Annotated in this window: 16 protein-coding genes and 1 riboswitch; of the genes, 7 read left to right on the top strand and 9 right to left on the bottom strand. The window is 76.2% G+C overall.

Annotated elements, in window-relative coordinates; genetic code table 11:
• Window positions 1-119: 119 nt before the first annotated feature.
• The 3 genes from OG335_RS12260 to OG335_RS12250 all read left to right on the top strand — a co-directional run bounded on the left by OG335_RS12260 (window position 120) and on the right by OG335_RS12250 (window position 4,217).
• Complete coding sequence (locus OG335_RS12260) at window positions 120-1,043, top strand: ATP-binding cassette domain-containing protein (RefSeq protein ID WP_405011125.1); 924 nt, start codon at window positions 120-122, stop codon at window positions 1,041-1,043.
• A complete protein-coding gene (locus tag OG335_RS12255; RefSeq protein ID WP_405011124.1) occupies window positions 1,040-2,638 on the top strand; it encodes an ABC transporter permease in 1,599 nt (532 codons plus the stop codon). The genes OG335_RS12260 and OG335_RS12255 overlap by 4 nt, the downstream gene beginning before the upstream one ends.
• A 127-nt stretch (window positions 2,639-2,765) precedes the next feature.
• Window positions 2,766-4,217, top strand: a complete 1,452-nt coding sequence (locus OG335_RS12250) for a DUF4190 domain-containing protein (RefSeq protein WP_405011123.1) — start codon at window positions 2,766-2,768, stop codon at window positions 4,215-4,217.
• A gap of 37 nt (window positions 4,218-4,254) precedes the next feature.
• On the opposite strand, the gene OG335_RS12245 is transcribed toward OG335_RS12250, so the two are convergent.
• Window positions 4,255-4,968, bottom strand: a complete 714-nt coding sequence (locus tag OG335_RS12245) for a TetR/AcrR family transcriptional regulator (protein WP_405011122.1) — start codon at window positions 4,966-4,968, stop codon at window positions 4,255-4,257.
• 143 nt (window positions 4,969-5,111) lie between these two features.
• Here OG335_RS12245 and OG335_RS12240 point away from each other — a divergent pair, with 143 nt between their 5' ends.
• Window positions 5,112-5,576 (top strand): nitroreductase/quinone reductase family protein, encoded by a 465-nt coding sequence (locus OG335_RS12240; protein ID WP_405011121.1) that lies wholly within the window; start codon window positions 5,112-5,114, stop codon window positions 5,574-5,576.
• Window positions 5,577-5,601: 25 nt separating this feature from the next.
• Here the strand turns inward: OG335_RS12240 and OG335_RS12235 are convergent, their stop codons facing one another.
• From OG335_RS12235 to OG335_RS12215, 5 genes are read right to left on the bottom strand one after another with little or no spacing between them, the layout of a single operon-like run.
• Window positions 5,602-6,957 carry a cobyrinate a,c-diamide synthase gene (locus tag OG335_RS12235; RefSeq protein WP_405011120.1) on the bottom strand — a complete coding sequence of 452 codons (1,356 nt, stop codon included), beginning with the start codon at window positions 6,955-6,957 and terminating at the stop codon, window positions 5,602-5,604.
• Between the two features lie 4 nt (window positions 6,958-6,961).
• Entirely contained in the window at window positions 6,962-7,558 is a 597-nt protein-coding gene (cobO, locus tag OG335_RS12230) for a cob(I)yrinic acid a,c-diamide adenosyltransferase (protein WP_405011119.1), read from the bottom strand.
• A complete protein-coding gene (locus tag OG335_RS12225; protein WP_405011118.1) occupies window positions 7,558-9,654 on the bottom strand; it encodes a putative cobaltochelatase in 2,097 nt (698 codons plus the stop codon). The genes cobO and OG335_RS12225 overlap by 1 nt, the downstream gene beginning before the upstream one ends.
• A gap of 26 nt (window positions 9,655-9,680) precedes the next feature.
• Entirely contained in the window at window positions 9,681-11,201 is a 1,521-nt protein-coding gene (locus OG335_RS12220) for a cobyric acid synthase (RefSeq protein WP_405011117.1), read from the bottom strand.
• Window positions 11,198-12,175 carry a cobalamin biosynthesis protein gene (locus OG335_RS12215; RefSeq protein WP_405011116.1) on the bottom strand — a complete coding sequence of 326 codons (978 nt, stop codon included), beginning with the start codon at window positions 12,173-12,175 and terminating at the stop codon, window positions 11,198-11,200. Before OG335_RS12215 ends, OG335_RS12220 begins: the two co-directional genes overlap by 4 nt.
• Window positions 12,176-12,258: 83 nt before the next feature.
• Window positions 12,259-12,452, bottom strand: a riboswitch (cobalamin riboswitch).
• A gap of 166 nt (window positions 12,453-12,618) precedes the next feature.
• Here OG335_RS12215 and OG335_RS12210 point away from each other — a divergent pair.
• From OG335_RS12210 to OG335_RS12200, 3 genes are all read left to right on the top strand, one after another.
• Window positions 12,619-13,302, top strand: a complete 684-nt coding sequence (locus tag OG335_RS12210; RefSeq protein WP_405011115.1) for a helix-turn-helix domain-containing protein — start codon at window positions 12,619-12,621, stop codon at window positions 13,300-13,302.
• A 106-nt stretch (window positions 13,303-13,408) separates the two neighbouring features.
• Complete coding sequence (locus tag OG335_RS12205; protein WP_405011114.1) at window positions 13,409-14,533, top strand: alpha/beta hydrolase; 1,125 nt, start codon at window positions 13,409-13,411, stop codon at window positions 14,531-14,533.
• A 233-nt stretch (window positions 14,534-14,766) separates the two neighbouring features.
• Window positions 14,767-16,206, top strand: coding sequence for a hypothetical protein (locus OG335_RS12200; RefSeq protein WP_405011113.1), 1,440 nt, complete (start codon window positions 14,767-14,769; stop codon window positions 16,204-16,206).
• 171 nt (window positions 16,207-16,377) lie between these two features.
• Here OG335_RS12200 and OG335_RS12195 read toward each other — a convergent pair whose 3' ends face one another.
• The 3 genes from OG335_RS12195 to OG335_RS12185 all read right to left on the bottom strand — a co-directional run bounded on the left by OG335_RS12195 (window position 16,378) and on the right by OG335_RS12185 (window position 19,597).
• Window positions 16,378-17,256, bottom strand: a complete 879-nt coding sequence (locus OG335_RS12195; protein WP_405011112.1) for a CDP-alcohol phosphatidyltransferase family protein — start codon at window positions 17,254-17,256, stop codon at window positions 16,378-16,380.
• Window positions 17,243-17,935 carry a phosphatidylserine decarboxylase gene (locus OG335_RS12190; protein ID WP_405011111.1) on the bottom strand — a complete coding sequence of 231 codons (693 nt, stop codon included), beginning with the start codon at window positions 17,933-17,935 and terminating at the stop codon, window positions 17,243-17,245. The genes OG335_RS12195 and OG335_RS12190 overlap by 14 nt, the downstream gene beginning before the upstream one ends.
• Before the next feature lie 459 nt (window positions 17,936-18,394).
• Complete coding sequence (locus tag OG335_RS12185; RefSeq protein ID WP_405011110.1) at window positions 18,395-19,597, bottom strand: acyl-CoA dehydrogenase family protein; 1,203 nt, start codon at window positions 19,595-19,597, stop codon at window positions 18,395-18,397.
• Between the last annotated feature and the right edge of the window lie 37 nt (window positions 19,598-19,634).

Here is a 19,634-nt window from a genome sequence, read left to right as displayed (position 1 = left end):
CGCCGGGCCCGACCGCGCGGCGCCGGGCCCGTTCCGGCGGACGACCCCGACGCGGACCCCGCGGATCCGGGCCGTCCGGACCCTGTCCCGGGCCGTGCACCGCGAGTACGGTCACGCGCATGACGACCGCCATCTCCGTGAACGGCCTGGCCAAGTCCTTCGGTCGGACCCGTGCCCTCGACGGGCTCGACCTCGACGTCGCCCGCGGTGAGGTGCACGGCTTCCTCGGCCCCAACGGCGCCGGCAAGTCCACCACCGTCCGCATCCTGCTCGGCCTGCTCCGGGCCGACGGCGGCACCGTCCGCCTGCTCGGCGGAGACCCCTGGCGCGACGCCGTCGCCCTGCACCGCCGCCTCGCCTACGTGCCCGGAGACGTCGTGCTCTGGCGCAACCTCTCCGGCGGCGAGGCCATCGACCTGCTCGGACGGCTCCGCGGCGGGCTCGACCCGGCCCGCCGTGCCCGCCTCCTGGAGCGGTTCGACCTCGACCCGACCAGGAAGGGCCGCACCTACTCCAAGGGCAACCGCCAGAAGGTCGCCCTCGTCGCCGCGCTCGCCTCCGACGTCGAGCTCCTCGTCCTCGACGAACCCACCTCCGGCCTCGATCCGCTGATGGAGGAGGTCTTCCGCAGCTGCATCGCCGAGGAGCGCGACCGCGGCCGCACCGTGCTGCTCTCCAGCCACGTCCTCTCCGAGGTCGAGGCGCTCTGCGACCGCGTCAGCATCGTCCGGGCCGGCCGCACCGTCGAGACCGGCACCCTCACCGACCTCCGCCACCTCTCCCGCACCTTCGTCGACGCCGAACTCGCCGGGGAGCCACCCCGCCTGACGGACGTCCACGACCTCGTCACCGACGGCCGGCGGATCCGCTGCCAGGTCGAGGCCGACCGGATCGACGCGGTGCTCCGCGCCCTCACCGCCGTCGGCGTCCGCAGCCTCACGTGCCGCCGGCCCACCCTGGAGGAGATCTTCCTCCGGCACTACGCGCAGCCCCCGCAGCAGCGCGACGGCAGCGGCCCCACCGCACCGGCGGCCAGTCGGTGAACGCCTTCGCCGGCACCCCCGTGCTGCTCCGGCTCGCCCTGCGCCGCGACCGCGTCGCGCTGCCCGCCTGGCTCGGCCTGCTGACCGCCTCCACCGCCTCCACGGCGCTCTCCTTCCGGTCGCTCTACGGCACCGCGGAGGCCCGGCAGGCCTTCGCCGCGGGCATCGGCGCCGACTCCTCCCTCCGCGCCCTGTACGGCCCGCTGTACGACGCCTCCACCGTCGGCGGGCTCACCGTCTGGCGGACCGGCGTCTTCGCCGCCGTCGTCGCCGCGCTGATGAGCACCCTCCTCGTGGTCCGCCACACCCGGGCCGAGGAGGAGGACGGCCGGCTCGAACTCGTCGGCGCCGGCGCGGTCGGCCGCCGCGCCCCGCTCACCGCCGCCCTCCTCGCGGCCGCCACCGCCGACCTGCTGCTCGCCCTCCTCGTCGCCGCCGCGCTGACGGCCGCCGGGCAGAGCCCCGCCGGTTCCCTCGCCCTAGGCCTGGCCACGGGCGGCTGCGGGCTCGTCTTCGCCGGGGTCGCCGCCGTCACCGCCCAGGTCGCGGCCACCGCCCGCGCCGCCAACGGGCTGGCCGGCGCGCTGCTCGCCGCCGCGTTCGTGCTGCGGGCCGCGGGCGACGCCGGGCCGGGCCCGCTCCGGGTGCTGGGCCGGCTCTCGCCGCTCGGCTGGGCCGAGCAGGTCAGGCCGTTCGCCGCCGACCGCTGGTGGATGCTGCTGCCGCCCGCGGCGGCCTTCGCCCTCGCCGCCGTCGCGGCCCACACGCTCGCCGCCCGCCGCGACCTCGGTGCGGGCCTGCTCCCGCAGCGTCCGGGGCCCGCGGCGGCCGCACCGGCCCTGCGCAGCGCGGCCGCCCTCGCCGCCCGTCTGCAGCGCGCCCCGCTGGCCGGCTGGACGGCGGGTGCCGCGGTGGCCGGGCTGGTGTTCGGCGGGGTGTCGGGCGGCGTCGCCGACCTGGCCGGCGGCAACGCGCAGGTCGCCGACCTCATGGCCCGGCTGGGCGGCCGGAGCGGCCTGGCCGACTCCTACCTCGCCACCACCACGGGCCTGTTCGGCATGGCGGCCGCCGGCTACGCCGTGCAGGCCGTGCTGCGGCTGCGCACCGAGGAGACCTCCGGGCGGGCCGAACCGCTGCTCGCCACCGCCGTCCCCCGGCTCCGCTGGGCCGCCGGACACCTGCTCTTCCCGCTGCTCGGCGCGGCCGCCCTGCTCGCCGCGGCCGGCCTGGCCACCGGCCTCGGCCGGGGCGCCGCCGGCGGGGGCACGGGCCGGGCGGTGGTGCGGCTGCTGCCCGCGGCCCTGGCCCAGCTCCCCGCGGTCTGGTGCACGGCCGCCGCCGCCCTCGCGGTGTACGGCCTGCTGCCCCGGTGGACGGCCGCCGGCCGGGGCGTGCTCGCGGGGGCCGCCGCGGCCGGCTGGCTCGGGCCGGTCCTGCGCCTGCCGCAGTGGGTCCTGGACGTCTCGCCGTTCACCCACGCCCCGCACCTGCCCGGCGGCCCCGTACCGGTCGCCCCCACGCTCCTCCTCACCGCGGCGGCCGCCGTCCTGACGGCGGCGGGCCTCGCCGGGCTGCACCGCCGCGACCTCGGCTGACGCACCGTCGCAGGGCCCGGTCGTCCGCCGCCCGAATACCGCAGGACGCATGTCCGGGGGATCCGCTATATTCGCGCCGCCGTCGAACGATTCGTGTCCGGCGTGTACGACGTCCAGGGAGCACCGCATGCCGTCCGACCCGTTCAGCCCGCAGCCTGACGGCGCGACGGGTCAGGACGACGCCTTCGCCCGCGCCTTCGCCGCACCGGCGGGCCCGCCGCCCGCCGGCCCGCCGTACGGGACGGATCCCTACGCACCGCCCAAGGCCGACCCCTACGCCGCACCGCCGCAGACCGGGCCCTACGCCGCACCGCCGCAGGCCGACCCCTTCGCACCGCCGCAGGCCGGCCCCTACGGCGCACCGCCGTACGCGGCCCCGGGTGCGCCCGGCGCGGCCCCCGGCACGGCCTGGGGCGGCTGGGGGCAGCCCGGCGTCGGCGGCTGGCAGCCGCCCGCGGGCCCGCCGACCACCTTCAGCGGCTACGCCATCGCCTCCCTGGTGCTGGGCATCCTCGGCGGCGCCTGCTTCATGTGGGTCGGCGCGATCGCCTTCGGCATCGCCGCGCTGCGCACCGTCCGGCAGCGCAACGAGCGCGGCCGCGGCATGGCCGTCGCCGGCATCGTGCTCGGCTCGGTGTGGGCGTTCGTGCTGGCGACCGCCTTGGTGCTGGTGATCGTGTTCGGCGGGGACGGCTCCGAGCCGTTCGGCGAGGACGACCTCAGCGGCACGCAGAGCGGCCGTACCGAGGTCTTCGAGCTGCGGAACGGCGACTGCTTCCTCGACCCGGGCGGCGACACTGAGGACGACGTCCGCGACGTCGAGGTGGTCTCCTGCGGCGAACCGCACGACGCCGAGGTGTACGGCATCGCCGACCTCGGCACCACCTCGTACAAGGACGAGGCCGCCTTGGTCGCCGACGCGGACAGCAGGTGCCTGCTCGTTCTGCGCGACTTCGCCCCGGACACCTGGGCCATCCCGGAGGACGCCGAGCTGTCGTACTTCCGGCCCTCCGAGCTCCGTGCGGTCGGCGGGAGCCGGCGGCACGTCACCTGCTTCCTCGGGACGGGTCCCGACACGACCGGCTCGCTCCGGCAGGCCGGGTCCCTCACCGAGATCCAGACCGCCTACCTGGAGGTCGAGTTCGGCGTCGACTACGAGTTCGCGCAGCAGCCGAGCAGTGACCCGGGCGCCGACCTGGGCGGCTACCGCACCTGGGCCGTCCAGCTGGCGGTGGCGCTCGACAAGGAGATCTACGTCCTGCAGCACCGGAGCTGGGGCGGGGTCGCCGCCGAGCCGGCCGGCGCGCTGAAGGGGGAGCTGGAGAAGGCGCTCCTGCACGTCCGGGCCGCGGCCGCCGCGGATGACGCCGCCACGCTGGAGCGCGAGCTGGGGAAGGCCGACGAACACCTCGGGCCGGAGCGGGCCGCCGTCCTCCGTACGGCGCTCGGCCTGACCGACACCGGGGGCCCGGTGGGGGGCCGCGGCAGCGGCTCCGGTGCGGGCCTGTCCACCGCGGCGCCCGTCGCCGACCTGCGCACCGCGGGCCGCCCCGAGGCCCGTGGCGTCGTGGCCGTCTGACCCGGGCCGGCTCCCGGTCCTTCCTGCCCGCCGGGGTTCACCCGGCGGGCAGGCCCACGAGGTCGGCCATCTCCTCGACGGCGTGCGCGAAGAAGGCGTCCGCGGGGTCGAAGGAGCCGACGAAGTGGCCGAAGAGCTCGAAGCCGATCATGCCGAAGAGCTGGGTCCAGGCGATCGCGGCCCGGGCCAGCACCGGCTCGGGCAGTCCGGGGGCGAACTCCTCCCGGAGCCGGGCGAGCTGCTCGCCCAGCGGCCCGGTGAGGGCGGGTGCCGCGCCGCCGGTCGCCGCGCGGTCCTCCGTCGTGCCCGCGGCCCGGGCGGCCTGGTGGGCCACCCCGATGAGCGCGAGCGGCAGCCGGGCGGCCGGTGCGACGGTCTCCTGCGGCGCGCTGTAGCCGGGCACCGGCGTGCCGAAGACGAGGGCGTACTCGTGCGGGTTGGCCCGCGCCCAGGTCCGGACGGCGGTGCACAGGGCCCGCCAGCGGGCGCGCGGGCCGGGGTGGGCGGCGAGGGCGGCGTCGACGGCGTCGGCGAGGTCGGTGTAGGCGTCGACGATCAGTGCGGTGAGCAGGTCGTCGCGGCTGGGGTAGTACCGGTACAGCGCGGAGGAGGCCATGCCGAGTTCGCGGGCGACGGCGCGCAGCGACAGCCGCTGGGCGCCCTCGGAGGCGAGGTGGCGGCGGGCGGCGGTCTTGATCTCGCGGGTGAGCTCCTCGCGGGCCCGTTCGCGGGCGGTCCTGATGGCGGTCATACGGACAGACTGCCACAGATGGAAGCGACGCACCGAAACGAGAGCAGTGCTCTTGACCGAAGGCGCCGGGCGTGTCAGAGTCGTACCAGGACGAGAGCGCTGCTCTCGAAAACGTCCGCCGCTCTCACTCTCCGGGGGTCCCCATGTCCGACACCAGCCGCTACGTGATGCCGACCGGCCGCCTCTCCGCGGCCCTGCTCTCCCTCTCCAACCGCACCGTCGCCGCCCTCACCCGGGCCGGGCTGAGCGTCTGGGGCTCCCGGGTCCTCGCGGTGCGCGGCCGTACGAGCGGCGAGTGGCGCACCACCCCGGTCAACCTCCTCACCCTCGACGGACGCCGCTACCTGGTCGCCCCCCGCGGCCACACCCAGTGGGTGCGCAACCTGCGGGTCGCCGGCACCGGTGAACTCCGGCTCGGCCGTCGCGCCGAGCCCTTCGCGGCCGCCGAGATCCCCGACGCCGACAAGCCCGCGATCCTCCGCGCCTACCTGAAGCGCTGGAAGTTCGAGGTGGGCGTCTTCTTCGACGGGGTCGACGACACCGCCTCCGACGACGAACTGCTGCGCATCGCGCCCGGCTACCCGGTCTTCCGCCTCGCCGACGCGTGACCGCCCGCCGGGGCCCGGCCGGCCCTCACCCCGCGGCCGCCGCCCGGACGAACCGCTCCGCCAGCTGCGGCGCCCCCGCCCAGTGCAGGTGCAGGTACGAGGCGTGCACCGGGCCCTGCACGAACCCCTCGGTCTGCGCACCCGCCGGGCCGCGCCAGACCCAGGCGGGCTGCTCGCCCGCACCCGGTTCGCACACCGTGCGGTGGAACTCGTGCCCCCGCACCCGGGTGCCGGCCGCGGCGAGCGGGCTGTCGCCGAGCGCGACCGCCTCCCGGTAGCCGAGGGTGAGGCGCTCGGTCATCCGGGCCGCGCCGGGCAGCACGCCGCACATCGGGCGGCCGTCCAGTTCCCGCCCCAGGTAGAGCAGGCCGGCGCACTCCGCGGCGATCGGCCGCCCGGCGGCCGCCAGCGCTCCGATCGAACGGCGCAGCGGCTCGTTGGCGCTGAGCTCGCCCACGTACATCTCCGGGAAGCCGCCCCCGACGACGAGTGCCGCCGTGCCGTCGGGCAGGGCCGCGTCGTGCAGCGGGTCGAAGGACACCACCTCCGCCCCGGCGGCGGCGAGGAGTTCGGCGTTCTCGGCGTACGAGAACGAGAAGGCGGCGCCGCCCGCGAGGGCGATCCGCGGACGGCCCGGCACCACGGAGACCTCCTCGGCCGCCGACCAGGGGGCGGCGGCGAGCGGCGGTGCGGTGCGGGCCAGTGCCAGCAGGGCGTCGAGGTCGACGGAGGCGCCGACGAGCTCCCCCATGTCGCGGACGGCCCGCAGGGCGTCCGCGGACCGCTCCACCGCCGGGACCAGCCCGAGGTGGCGCGACGGCGTGGCGACCGCGGCCGCGCGCCGGACACAGCCGAGCACCGGCACGCCGGAGCCCTCCTCCAGGGCCTCGCGCAGCAGGTGCTCGTGCCGGTCGGAGGCGACCCGGTTGAGGATCACGCCGGCCAGCCGCACCTCCGGGTCCCAGGAGGCGAAGCCGTGCACGAGGGCCGCCACGGAGCGCGACTGCGAGGAGGCGTCGACGACCAGCACCACGGGCGCCCGGAGCAGTTTGGCGACGTGCGCGGTCGAGGAGAGCTCCCCGCGTCCGGCGGCGCCGTCGAAGAGCCCCATCACGCCCTCGACCACGGCGACGTCCGCGCCGGCCGCGCCGTGCAGGAAGAGCGGGGCGATCCGCTCCTCGCCGCACATCCAGGCGTCGAGGTTGCGGCCCGGGCGTCCGGCGGCGAGCGCGTGGTAGCCCGGGTCGATGTAGTCCGGGCCGACCTTGTGCGGCGAGACCGTGAGACCGCGCGCGGTCAGGGCGGCGACGAGCCCGGTGGCGACGGTGGTCTTCCCGGCGCCCGAGGAGGGTGCGGCGACGACGAGGCGGGGGATGTTCAACGGGCTACCACTCGATGCCGCGCTGGCCCTTGCGGCCGGCGTCCATGGGGTGCTTGACCTTGGTCATCTCGGTGACGAGGTCGGCGAGCCCGGTGAGCGGCTCCTTGGCGTACCGGCCGGTGATCACCACGTGCTGGCTGCCCGGGCGGTCGCGCAGCACGGACACCACCTCGTCGACGTCGACCCAGCCCCAGTGCATGGGGTAGGTGAACTCGTCGAGCACGTAGAAGCGGTAGGTCTCGGCGGCGAGGTCGCGCTTGACCTGCTCCCAGCCCTCCTTCGCCGCCTCCTCGCTGGACTCCATGCCGCGCTGCACCCAGGACCAGCCCTCGCCCATCTTGTGCCAGGCCACGGTGCCGCCCTCGCCGGAGGCGCCGAGCACGCGCAGCGCGTTCTCCTCGCCGACCTTCCACTTGGCGGACTTCACGAACTGGAACACCCCGATCGGCCAGCCCTGGTTCCAGGCGCGCAGGGCCATGCCGAACGCCGCGGTCGACTTGCCCTTGCCGGGGCCGGTGTGTACGGCGGTGATCGGCAGGGTGCGGCGCTGGCGGGTCGTCAGGCCGTCGTCGGGCACGGTCTCGATCTTTCCCTGCGGCATCAGGCGGCCTTTCGGAGGAGGTGGGCGGAACGGTGGTCGCGGACGAGGGCGGCCACGCCCTCGGCACGCAGCTCGTCCAGGGTGACGGCGGGCCCGCCGAGCCGGGCGGCGAGCGTGCGCGCGAGGCCGAGCCGCACGTGCCCCGCCTCGCAGTCGATCACCACGCTCGCCAGGCCCTGGCCGGCGAGCAGCCCGGCGGCGCGGTCGGCGTCGGCGAGGGCGGTGCGGCCGCCGGTGGCACGGCCGTCGGTGACGACGACGAGCAGCGGACGCCGGTCCGGGTCGCGCATCCGCTCGACGCGCAGCACCTCGTGGGCGCGCAGCAGCCCGGCGGCGAGCGGTGTGCGGCCGCCGGTCGGCAGCTGTTCCAGGCGGGCCGCGCCGACCTCGACGGAGGAGGTCGGCGGCAGCGCCAGCTCGGCGCCGGCGCCGCGGAAGGTGATCAGGCCGATCTTGTCGCGGCGCTGGTAGGCGTCCATGAGCAGCGACATGACGGCGCCCTTCACGGCGCCCATCCGCTGCCGGGCCGCCATCGAGCCGGAGGCGTCGACGACGAAGAGCACGAGGTTGGACTCCCGGCCGCGGCGCACCTGCTCGCGGAAGTCGTCCTTGGCGAGCACCAGCGCCCGCCCCGAGCGTCCGCGGGCGTGCTGGTGCGGTGCGGCGGCCTGCAGGGTGGCGGTCAGGTGCAGTCGGCTCAGGTGCCCGCGGGGGCGGCGGGCGCGCACGGTGGTGCCGCCGTCGGTCTCGGCGGGGGAGCGCCGCCCCTGGGCGCCGCGGCCGGTGCCGGGCACCTTGAACAGCCGGGTCCGGTACGGCTCCGCGGCGGCCACCGGCGCGCTCTCGCGGCCCGCGCCCGGGGCGGGGCGCTGCGCGGGCGGGGCGGCCTCCTGGGGGCCGTCGGCCGGGTCGGACGCGGCCGAGCCGTCGGGGGCGTCGCCGGGGGCGGGTGCGCCGCCGTCCGGGCCTCCGCCGTCGGGCCCGCCGCCGTCCGGACCGTCACCGTCACCGTCGCCGTCGTCACCGCCGTCGGCCCCGTCGGCCCCGTCGGGCCGCTGCGGGTCCTCGGGGGGCTCGGGCCGGTCGGCGTGCTCCTCCAGGGTGCGGTCGAGCTGCTCCTCGTCGAGGCCGGGTGCGTCGAAGGGGTTGCGGCGGCGGCGGTGCGGCAGGGCCAGCTGAGCGGCCTTGCGGACGTCCTCCTCCTCGACCCGGGTGCGGCCGGCCCAGGCGGCGAGGGCGACGGCTGCGCGCGCCATCACGATGTCGGCGCGCAGCCCGTCCACCTCGAAGGCCGCGCAGACCGCGGTGATCTGCCGCAGGGCCGCGTCGGTGAGCTCCACCCGCGGCAGCAGTTCCCGGGCGTCGGTGATGCGGTCGGCGAGCGCCTGCTCGTCCGCGGCGAACCGGTCGGCGAAGCCCGCCGGGTCGGCGTCGTAGGCGAGCCGGCGGCGGACGACCTCGGCGCGTTCGGCGGGCTCGCGGGTGGCGGCGATCTCCACGGTGAGGCCGAAGCGGTCGAGCAGCTGCGGCCGCAGTTCGCCCTCCTCCGGGTTCATGGTGCCGACGAGCAGGAAGCGCGCCGCGTGCCGCACCGACACGCCCTCGCGCTCCACGTAGGAGCGGCCCATCGCCGCGGCGTCGAGCAGCAGGTCGACCAGGTGGTCCTGGAGGAGGTTGACCTCGTCGATGTAGAGCACCCCGCGGTGCGCCCGGGCGAGCAGGCCCGGCTCGTAGGCCTTGACGCCGTCGGCGAGGGCCCGCTCCAGGTCGAGGGAGCCGACGATGCGGTCCTCGGTGACGCCGACCGGCAGCTCCACGAGGTGCGCGGGCCGGGTGTGCGCGGAGCCGTCGGTGTGCGCGCCGTCCGGGCAGTGCGGGTCGGGTGCGGCCGGGTCGCAGGCGAACCGGCAGCCGCCGGCCTCCGCGATCGACGGCAGCAGGCCGGCCAGGGCGCGGACCATCGTCGACTTGGCGGTGCCCTTCTCACCGCGGACGAGCACGCCGCCGACCGCCGGGGAGACGGCGTTGAGCAGCAGCCCGAGCCGCAGGTCGGCCATGCCGACGATCGCGGTGAAGGGATAACGGACGTCGGTCATCTGCACTCCATGCCTCCCGGCGCCGCTCACGGCGCACCCGGCGGGACGAACGGGAGGCCGGCCGGCGCCCCGCCCTCGATCAGCTTCCACAGCGCCTCGGTGTCGGCGTGCTCCTCGATCAGGTCGCCGAGCCGGTCGAGCCGCTCCTCGCGGGCGGCGGCGAACGACGTGTCCGGCGCGGGCACGAACGCCCGTCCGGCGAGGGCGGCCGCCTCGCGCAGCAGGGCCCGCCGGAAGCCGTCGTTCTCCAGCACGCCGTGCCAGGTCGTGCCCCACACCGCGCCCGCCCGGCAGCCGTCGAGGGCACGCCCGCGGCCGTCCGAGACGAACGCCTCGCCGCCCTCGACGGTGACCACGCCGTGGTGGATCTCGTACCCCTCGACCCGCTCCCCGTACGCCTCGCCGACCGGGCGGGCGAGCACCTTCTCCCGGCCGAAGACGACCCGGGTCGGCAGCAGGGCGAGGCCCGCGACCGTGCCGGCCCCCGACTCGACGTCGTCGGTGATCTCCCGGGCGAGCATCTGGTAGCCGCCGCACACGCCGAGCACCGGCAGGCCGGCCGCCGCCCGGGCGCGCACCGCGCGGTCCAGGCCGCGTTCGCGCAGCCAGGCGAGGTCGGCGACGGTCGCCCGGGTGCCGGGCAGGATCACCAGGTCGGCGTCGGCGAGTTCCTCGGGCCGGGTCGCCCAGCGCACCAGCACGCCGGGCTCCTGGGCGAGCGCGTCGACGTCGGTGAAGTTCGACAGCCGGGGAAACCGCACGACGGCGACCCGCAGCACGTCCGTGCCGTGGGGGGCGGCCACCGGGGCGCGTTCGGCGACGGTCGACAGGTCGAGCGAGTCCTCGGCGTCCAGCCACAGCCCCGGCAGCATGGGCAGCGTGCCCAGCACCGGACGGCCCGTCAGGCCCTCCAGCATCTCCAGGCCGGGCGCGAGGAGCCGCGCGTCGCCGCGGAACTTGTTGACGAACCAGCCCGACACCAGCGCCTGGTCCTGCGCGGAGAGCAGCGCCAGCGTGCCGTACATCGCGGCGAACACCCCGCCGCGGTCGATGTCGCCGACCACCACGACGGGCAGGTTCGCGGCGGTCGCCAGGCCCATGTTGGCGATGTCGCGGTCGCGCAGGTTGATCTCGGCGGGCGACCCCGCCCCCTCGCAGACCACCACGTCGTACCGGCTGCGCAGGTCGGCCAGGCACTCCAGGGCCCGTTCCAGCAGGACGGGCTTGCGCTCGCGGTAGTCGAGCGCGCCGACCTCCGCGACCGGCCGCCCGAGCAGCACGACCTGGCTGCGGCCGTCCGCACCGGGCTTGAGCAGCACCGGGTTCATCGCGGCCTCCGGCTCCACCCGGGCGGCCTGCGCCTGCATCGCCTGCGCCCGGCCGATCTCGGCGCCGTCCGCGGTGACGAAGGAGTTGAGCGACATGTTCTGCGCCTTGAACGGCGCGACCCGCACGCCCCGGCGGACCAGCCAGCGGCAGACCGCCGCCGTGACCACGCTCTTGCCCGCGTCCGAGGTCGTCCCCGCGACCAGCAGTGCCCGGCTCATCGGCCCACTCCTCCTGTCGTCCTGCGTGCGCGGCGGCGGGCCCGGACGGCCCGGCCGGCGAGCGTGACGGCCAGCGCCAGCACGCCGACCCGCCGCGAGAGCGCGCAGGCCCGTTCGATGTCGGCGGCGGCGACCGGCCGCAGTTCCGCGCCCAGGACGGGCCGGTGCTCGACCCGCGTCCCGTACCGCAGCGTGCCGCCGAGGCGGACGCCGAGGGCCCCCGCGAACGCCGACTCGGCCTGGCCCGCGTTCGGGCTGGGGTGGGCGGAGCCGTCGCGCCGCCAGACCGTCCAGGCGGCCCGCGGGTGCTCCGCCGCGGCGACGGCCAGCAGCGCCGTGAGCCGGGCGCCGGGCCAGCCGGCGACGTCGTCGAGCCGGGCCGACGCCCAGCCGAAGCGCGTGTGCCGCGGCGTGCGGTGACCGACCATGGCGTCCAGCGTGTTGACGGCGCGGAAGGCCAGCAGGCCGGGCGTGCCGGCGAGGGCCCCCCAGGTGAGCGCGTTGACGACGGCGTCGGCGGTGTTCTCGGCGACCGACTCGACGACGGCGCGGGCGATCTGCTGCCCGTCCAGCGCGCTCGGGTCGCGGCCGCACAGGTGCGGGAGCCGCTCGCGGGCGGCGGCGAGGTCGCCGGCCTCCAGGGCGCGGCCGATCGTGCGGGCCTCCCGGGTGAGCGAGGTGCCGCCGAGCACCGTCCAGACGGCGGCCGCGGCGAGCGCCGTACGGGCCGGGCGGCTGCGCCCGAGGGCGCGTTCGGCGAGCACCGCCCCGGCGGCCACGGCGCCCACGCAGAGCGCGGTGTAGGCGGCACCCGCCCCCCGGTGGTCGCGCCACAGGGCCCGCTCCAGCCGTCCCGCGGCGCTGCCGAACACGGCCACCGGGTGGCCCCGGCGCGGGTCGGCGAACGCGGTGTCGGCGAGGTACCCCGCGACGGCGCCCAGCAGATAGGGGGACGCCTGGGTCGGACGGCTCACCGCCCGGTTCCCCGGTCGGGGCGCAGCGGAGACCGCCGGGCAGCCTGCATGGCGTGCGTGTCCTCACTCAGGGTCCGCGCCCTGGATCGACGAACCGGCGGCGAGAGTCTCCTGGCTTCCGGGTCCGACACACCCCCGGGCCTTCCAACGGCCCTGTGGCGGACCGTCGTGACCATGTGTTCGAGCGTGCTCCCCGGTGACAGTGGCGGGACCGCGCCGGATTCGCACCGGCTTCCTCTGCATGCCTCCGTATGGCCCAGCGATACCATCACGCGCTCCGACCGGGAGTCAACCAAGCGTGCGGAGGGGTTGGTCACACACCGTCGCCGTCCGCGGGGCCCGCGGTCCGTACGATCCTCCAGCCCCCGCACGGGGCCCGGCGCCGCCGCTTCGTGCGTTCGGCGGCTGGGGCCGGCCGCGGGCCCGCCGTACGTTCTTGTCGCATGCGACGCACCCCGCCCGTCCCGCTCCCGGTGCCGTTCTCCCCCCGGGCCGCCCGGGCCCACCGCGCCGGGCTCGGCCTGACGCCCGAACAGGTCGCCGACGGCATGGCCGCGCACGGGGTGCGGCTGCTGCCCGCGCACGTCCTCGCCTGGGAGAGCGGCGCGCTGCGGCCCTCCGAGGAGGAGTTCGTCGCGCTGGCCCGGGCGCTGTGGTGCCCGCCTGTCCGGCTGATGGACGCGGGCCCCGCCTCGCTGCGCGACTTCCGGCTGGCCCGCGAGCTCACCCCGGCCGAGACGGCGCGGCGGATCGGCGTTGCCCCGCAGGTGTACGCCCGCGCCGAGGCCGCCGGCCGGTGGGACGCGCCCGAGGAGGTGGGCCGGGCCCTCGCGCACGTGCTCGGCGTCCCGCTGCGCACCCTGGTGGCGGTGACCGGCCGTCAGGACGCCCTGGAGCGCCTGCTGCGGCAGGTCGTCGACGGCCGCTGGCAGGCGCAGCTCGCAGCCGTCGCCCGGATCGTCCCGGCGTCGCACGACGTCCTCGCGGAGGTCCTCGCGGCCCTCCGGGACACCTACCTCGTGCCCGCGCACTGGGGAGCCGCCCCCGCGGTGCCCGCCCGCCCGCAGGCGCCCGCCGACCGCTTCTGGGAGCTGCTCGCCGGGTGGCCCGGCGACGTCCCGGTCTGAGCCCGCGGGGGCGCCGCCGCCCGGACGGCCCGCCCGGGTGGCCGGATGCCGCCTGCCGGGCGTGGACTGGGAGCGCCATGTCCGAAGCCAGCAGACCGGGGATGCCATGCGCAGCTGGGGAACCGCCACCGCCGTCGCTGCCGCCGTCGTCGGAGCCGGGGCCGCCGCCGTGCTCCTGGCCGGCCGCCGCGCCTCCGAACGGTCCGTCCGTCCCGGCTCCGCGGGCGGCGTCTTCGGGTCGGCCGCGGGCGTCCGCGTCCACCACGTGGGGCCGGACTCCGTCACCCTCACCCGCAGCGTCGAGACGGAGCGGCCCGGCCGCTACGCCCTGGAGTGGGCCGGGGGCGGGCACGCCGTCGTCGGCGAGCTGCTCGGCACCGCCCCGCAGAGCGTCACCCGCCGCCTGCTGTCGGCCGGGGCCCCGCTCGCCGGCGGCGCCGAGGTGCGGGTGACCGCCCGCGTCGGGACCGGCGACCCGCACTCCGCCCTCGGCCTCGACTTCACGGAGGCCGCCGTCGACGGCGAGCTCGGGCCGATGCCCGCCTGGTACCTGCCGGGCATGCGGGGGCTGTGGGTGGTGCTGGTGCACGGCCCGGGCGCCGACCGGCAGCAGACCCTGCCCGTGCTGCCGTTGCTGCACGCGCTGCGGCTGCCCGCGCTGGTCGTCACCCACCGCGGGGACGACGGGGCGCCGCCCCCGCCCGACGGGCTGAGCCACTTCGGCGAGACCGAGTGGCAGGACGTGGACGCCGCCCTCCGCTTCGCCCGCGCCCACGGCGCCGACCGCGTGGTGCTGTACGGCTGGTCGCTCGGCGCCACCATGGCGCTGCACACGGCGGCCCGGTCGGCCTGGCGGGAGTCCGTGGCGGGCCTGGTGCTGGACTCGCCGGTGCTGGACTGGCGCGCGACCGTGCGCCGCGAGGCCACCCGGGCGGGCGTGCCGGCGCCGCTGGCGGAGCTCGGCGCGCTGGCGGCCGAGGGCCGGACCCGGGTCGACCTGGCGGGCTTCGCCCGGCTCGCGGACGGCACCGACCTCCACGTGCCCGCGCTGCTGCTGCACAGCCCCGACGACGCCGTGGCGCCGTGGGCCGCCGCGGCCCGGCTCGCCGAACGGCGGCCCGACCTGGTGAGCCTGCGGCCCGTCCCGGAGGGCGCGCACGCCGCCCTCTGGAACGCGGACCCGGACGCGTACACGGAGGCGCTGCGGCGGTGGCTGACGCCGCTGCTCTGAGGCGTCCTCCGGGCCTCCGCGACGGTTGTGCTCATGTCATATTTCGTGATCGTGAGCCCGGTTTGATGCCGGATGCCCGATCTCATCCCCCGTCCGCGGACCGGACGTGCGAGCGCGCGTAGAACTCGATGTGACAGAAGGCCCCTGCGCGGGGAAGACTGCACGGCGTGACGTCTCGGAACCCGCGCGACCGTGATGCCCCGCTCCAGCCCGCGATCCGCACCGGAGCGACGGTGACCCGTCTGCCAGGAGCGGCCCGCCGAGCCGACCATGAGCAGCCGGGCGGACCCGCCCGCCGCCGCACCCCCGGGCCCAAGCCCGGCCGCGGCCGCGTGCCGGTGCCCGAGGGCTTCCCCGCACCCGCAGAGCTGGCCCCGCTGGCCCGCCGAATGCTCGCCGACGCCGTGCGGATCTCCCGCTGGGCCGGCGAGCTCGCCGAGGTCGACAAGCGCGGCGAGCTCCTGCCCGACGACGCCAGGGCCGCCGGCCGCGCCCTCGCGATGACCGTGGGCGCGGCCGCCAAGGCCTGGGGGCAAGCCCTGCTCGTCGGCCTGGTCGAGCTCCGCGACGCCGGAGCCGGGCCGGGCTGGCGCCTCAACGCCTGGGAGCACGACGACGAGGCGGTGATCCGCGGCTGGTCGGCGCTGTTCGACGCCTGGACCCTCCTCGCGCCCGTGCCGCCCGCCGCCATGCGCGGCGTCTTCGCCGTGCTCGCCGGCCAGGCCGTCGACCAGGCGCCGCAACTCCTCTCCTTCCTGCACCTCGTCGACGGCCCGGTGTCGGACGGCGAACTGCTGGAGCTGCTCCGCCGCGGCCTCGACGAGCGCCGGCACGGCGTCGTCCCCGGCGCGCTCGGGCTCTCGCCCGTGCCGCACGCGGCCTCCGCGATGTCCGCCGTCCGCGGCACCTGCCGCGAACCGCAGATCGACACCCCCACGGCCGCCGCCGACGCCGCCGCGGTCCTCGACTGGATGCTGGACGGTCTGGCCGCCGTGGGTGCCCTGGAGCGCCGTGACGAGGCCGCCGAGCTCTCCCCCCTCGGCCACTGGGCGGTGCGCGCCAAGCTGGAGGAGATCTGCACCGTCGCGCAGACCGCGGCCGGCCACATCGAGCAGAGCGCCCAGGAGCTCCTGAGCGCCTGCGCCGACTACACCCCCGGCCCGGCCCGCGCCGAGTACCGGGCCTGGGTCGCCGCCCGACCCGCCGACCGCGCGGTCGCCGAGCTCCTCGACGCCGCCCGCGGCGAGGACGCCCTCGTGCGCGGTCTCGCCTTCGAAGCCCTCCGGGTGGCCGGCGGCACCGCCGAGCAGGCCGTCCGCGCGGCCGTCGAGGAGACCGTGCTGCGGCCCTACGCGCTGCTCTGGCTGGCCGAGCGCTCCGACGAGGGCCCGGTGGCCCCCGCCGACGTGCTGGGCGCGGAGGACGCCGCCTGGCTGTGGGTGGACACCGCCGCCGCCGTGCTCGACCACGGCGACACCGCACTGCTCGTGCCGCACGTGGAGGGCGCCTCCGCGGGCGAGCCGGTACGGCTCTTCAACCGGGCCCGGCAGTCCGGGCACCCCCGGGCGGCGTCCGTGCTCACCGCGGTCTCCGGGGTCCACCCGGACCCGGCGGTGGCCCGCGCCGCGCGCCGCTCCGCGTTCGCCGTCCACGACGGCGGCGCGGGCCGCTGACCGCCCGTACCCGCCGTGCTTCCGGCGGCGGGTACGCACCGCGCGGCGCAGAGGCGCGGCCGGTGCGTACCGTGCGGCGCAGAGGCGCGGCGGGAACGCAGAGACACGGCGGGAACGAGGAAGGGCCCGGATCCTTGCGGATCCGGGCCCTTCCGTCGTGCTACGTGCCGGTCAGCAGCCGCGCGACTCCGCGCGGCGGGCACGGACGTCGCCGACCTTCTGGCCCACCTTGCGGCGGATGACCAGCAGCGGCGCCATCGCGGCCAGCGTGATCTGGGCGACCGCGCCGATGTGCATCAGCGTGTTGCCGCCGGGCAGGCCCGTGGCCCACGCCGCGAGGCAGCCGATGGAGACGACGATCCAGCAGAGCGTCGCCGTGGCCAGCAGGCCCTGCGGCTTCGGGTACTCGATGCGGCTGACCATCAGGTACGCCACGCCGAAGATCATCAGCAGGCCGGGCACGAACGGCGGGTCGAGGAGCACGATGGCGATCACCGTCATCGCACCCATCGGGCAGGGCATGCCCTGGAAGATCCCCGGCCGCATCTTGACGGCCGAGAACCGGGCGAGCCGCAGCACCACCGACAGCAGGACGGTCAGCGCGATGAACGCCGAGAGCTGCTGGTTGCTGTCCGGCGACACGATGCCCCAGACCGCCACGAAGTACGCCGGGGCGATGCCGAAGCTGATCAGGTCGGCCAGGTTGTCCAGCTCCGCACCCAGCGCCGAGGAGCGCAGCTTGCGGGCCACCAGGCCGTCGAAGAGGTCGCACATGGCGCCGATCAGCAGCAGCGTCACCGCGGTGGCGGCGCTGTTGCGGTTCGGCGAGGTCGTCTCACCGGTGAGGTGGGGCATCAGGACCCCGGTGGTGATCGAGTAGATCGCCAGGAAGCCGCAGACGGCGTTCCCCAGGGTCAGGAAGTCGGCGGTCGACAGGTGCTGCGGCGAACGGGGCGCACGCAGCTCGCGGTCGCGCGCCCAGCGGCGGCGACGCAGCTCGGCGGCCTCGTCGTCGAGGCCGACGAGAGTCTCGGGATCAGTCACGGTCAAGGCGCGTCACCCCGGCTGTGGTCTTCTGGCCGACCTCGACGCCCACCTCGACGCCGGCCGGCAGGTAGGTGTCGACGCGGGAGCCGAAGCGGATCAGACCGATCCGCTCGCCCTGCTCGACCTTGGTGCCGGCGTCGACGTACGGCACGATGCGGCGTGCGACGGCACCCGCGATCTGCACCATCTCGATGTCGCCGAGCTCGGTGTCGAAGTGCCAGACGACCCGCTCGTTCTGGTCGCTGTCCTTGTTGAACGCCGGGACGAAGCCGCCGGCGACGTGCTCCACGGACGTCACGGTGCCGGGCAGGGGAGCCCGGTTGACGTGCACGTTGAGCGGGCTCATGAAGACGGCCACCCGGGTCCGGCCGTCCGGCCAGGCGTCGATCGACTGCACCACGCCGTCCGCCGGGGAGATCACTCTGCCCGTGCCGATCTCACGCTCCGGGTCGCGGAAGAACCACAGCATGCCGGCGCCGAGCGCACAGGCCGGAACAGCCGCCAGGGCCCACTTGCCGTTGCGCCGGGTGAGGGCGGTCGTCACGGCGGCGGTGGCCAGGGTCGGGGCGAACCAGGGGGTCGCGCCGCGCGCGATCGTCACGCGCGGACGCCGACCGGCCGTCGGAGCGGCGAAGGGATCGCCGTCCGGGACGGAGGTGTGAGGGGACGGGCTGATGGGCATCGAAGACCTTAGTCGCGGGGGATCATGGCCGCTGGACGGGGGCCACCGCGGGGATCGGGTACAAGGGGACGCTGTCCCGGTGGATGCTATCGGGACCAGGCGGTAGGTGGGCAAGCCGCCTGTTCATGGATATGCCGGGCACGGAGCCTAGCCATGCCTGCTGTGTATACGACCGTAGCCGAGCGCCGGTGGTTCCCCAAGGGGTCCGGCGTGGCGGGTGACCCACGTCTCATGTCGGCGGGGGCGCGTCCGGCGCCGTGCGGGACGGCGCGCGGGCGGCTCCGGGCCCGGTGTTCGGAGGCGGCCGCAGGGCGTGTACCTGCTGATACGCGCCCTGCGGCCGCCTCCGGGCCCGCCGTGCCTCCCCGTCGGCTGACCAGGCCGTACGGCACGGCGGGGGGTCGTACGCGGGCCCGCACGCCCGCGCCCGACCATGCGGAAAGTCGGTGACCGGCGGGCTCAGTCGGCCAGCCGGTACTCCTCCAGCAGCCGGCGTCCGACGATCATCTTCTGGATCTCCGCAGTACCTTCACCGATGAGCAGCATCGGGGCCTCGCGGTAGAGCCGCTCGATCTCGTACTCCTTGGAGAAGCCGTAGCCGCCGTGGATGCGGAACGCGTCCTCGACGACCTCCTTGCAGTACTCGGAGGCGAGGTACTTCGCCATGCCGGCCTCGAGGTCGTTGCGCTCGCCGCTGTCCTTCTTGCGGGCGGCCATGACCATCATCTGGTGCGCGGCCTCGACCTTGGTGGCCATCTCGGCGAGCTTGAACTGGATCGCCTGGTGCTCGCAGATCTTCTTGCCGAAGGTGGTGCGCTGCTGGGCGTAGGAGATGCCCAGCTCGAAGGCGCGGCGGGCGACGCCGCAGCCGCGGGCGGCGACGTTGACGCGGCCGACCTCGACGCCGTCCATCATCTGGTAGAAGCCCTTGCCGGGGACGCCGCCGAGCACGCGGTCGGCCGGGACGCGGACGTCCTGCAGCACCAGCTCGGTGGTGTCGACGCCCTTGTAGCCCATCTTCTCGATCTTGCCGGGCACGGTCAGGCCCGGGACGGTCGGGTTCGGACCGAATCCGGCCGTCTTCTCGATCAGGAAGGTGGTCATGTTGCGGTACGGCGTGCTGCCGCCCTCGTCGGTCTTGCAGAGCACCGCGACGAGAGTGGAGGTGCCGCCGTTGGTCAGCCACATCTTCTGGCCGTTGAGGACGTAGGAGTCGCCGTCCCTGACGCCCTTGGTGGAGATGGCCGCGACGTCGGAGCCCAGGCCGGGCTCGGACATCGAGAAGGCGCCGCGGATCTCGCCGGCGGCCATGCGGGGCAGGAAGTACTCCTTCTGCTCCTGGGTGCCGTGCGCGTTGATCATGTGGGCGACGATGAAGTGCGTGTTGACGATGCCGGAGACGGACATCCAGCCGCGGGCGATCTCCTCGACCACCAGCGCGTACGTCAGCAGCGACTCGCCGAGGCCGCCGAACTCCTCGGGGATGGTCAGGCCGAACAGGCCGAGCTGCTTCATCCCCTCGACGATGGCGGTCGGGTACTCGTCCTTGTGCTCCAGCTCCGTCGCGACCGGAATGATCTCCTTGTCGACAAAGTCCCGCACGGTGGCGAGGATGTCCCGCTGGATCTCGGTGAGGCCGTCGGTCTGTGCGAGGCGTCCCATCGTGCGGCTCCGTCTCTGGGTTGTGCGTGAGGGTGGG

The organism is Kitasatospora sp. NBC_01539 (assembly GCF_045040525.1).
In the GTDB taxonomy this organism is placed as follows: Bacteria; Actinomycetota; Actinomycetes; order Streptomycetales; family Streptomycetaceae; genus Kitasatospora.
The sequence above is the reverse complement of the archived record's forward strand: the minus strand, read 5'-3'. Positions and strand labels throughout refer to the sequence as shown.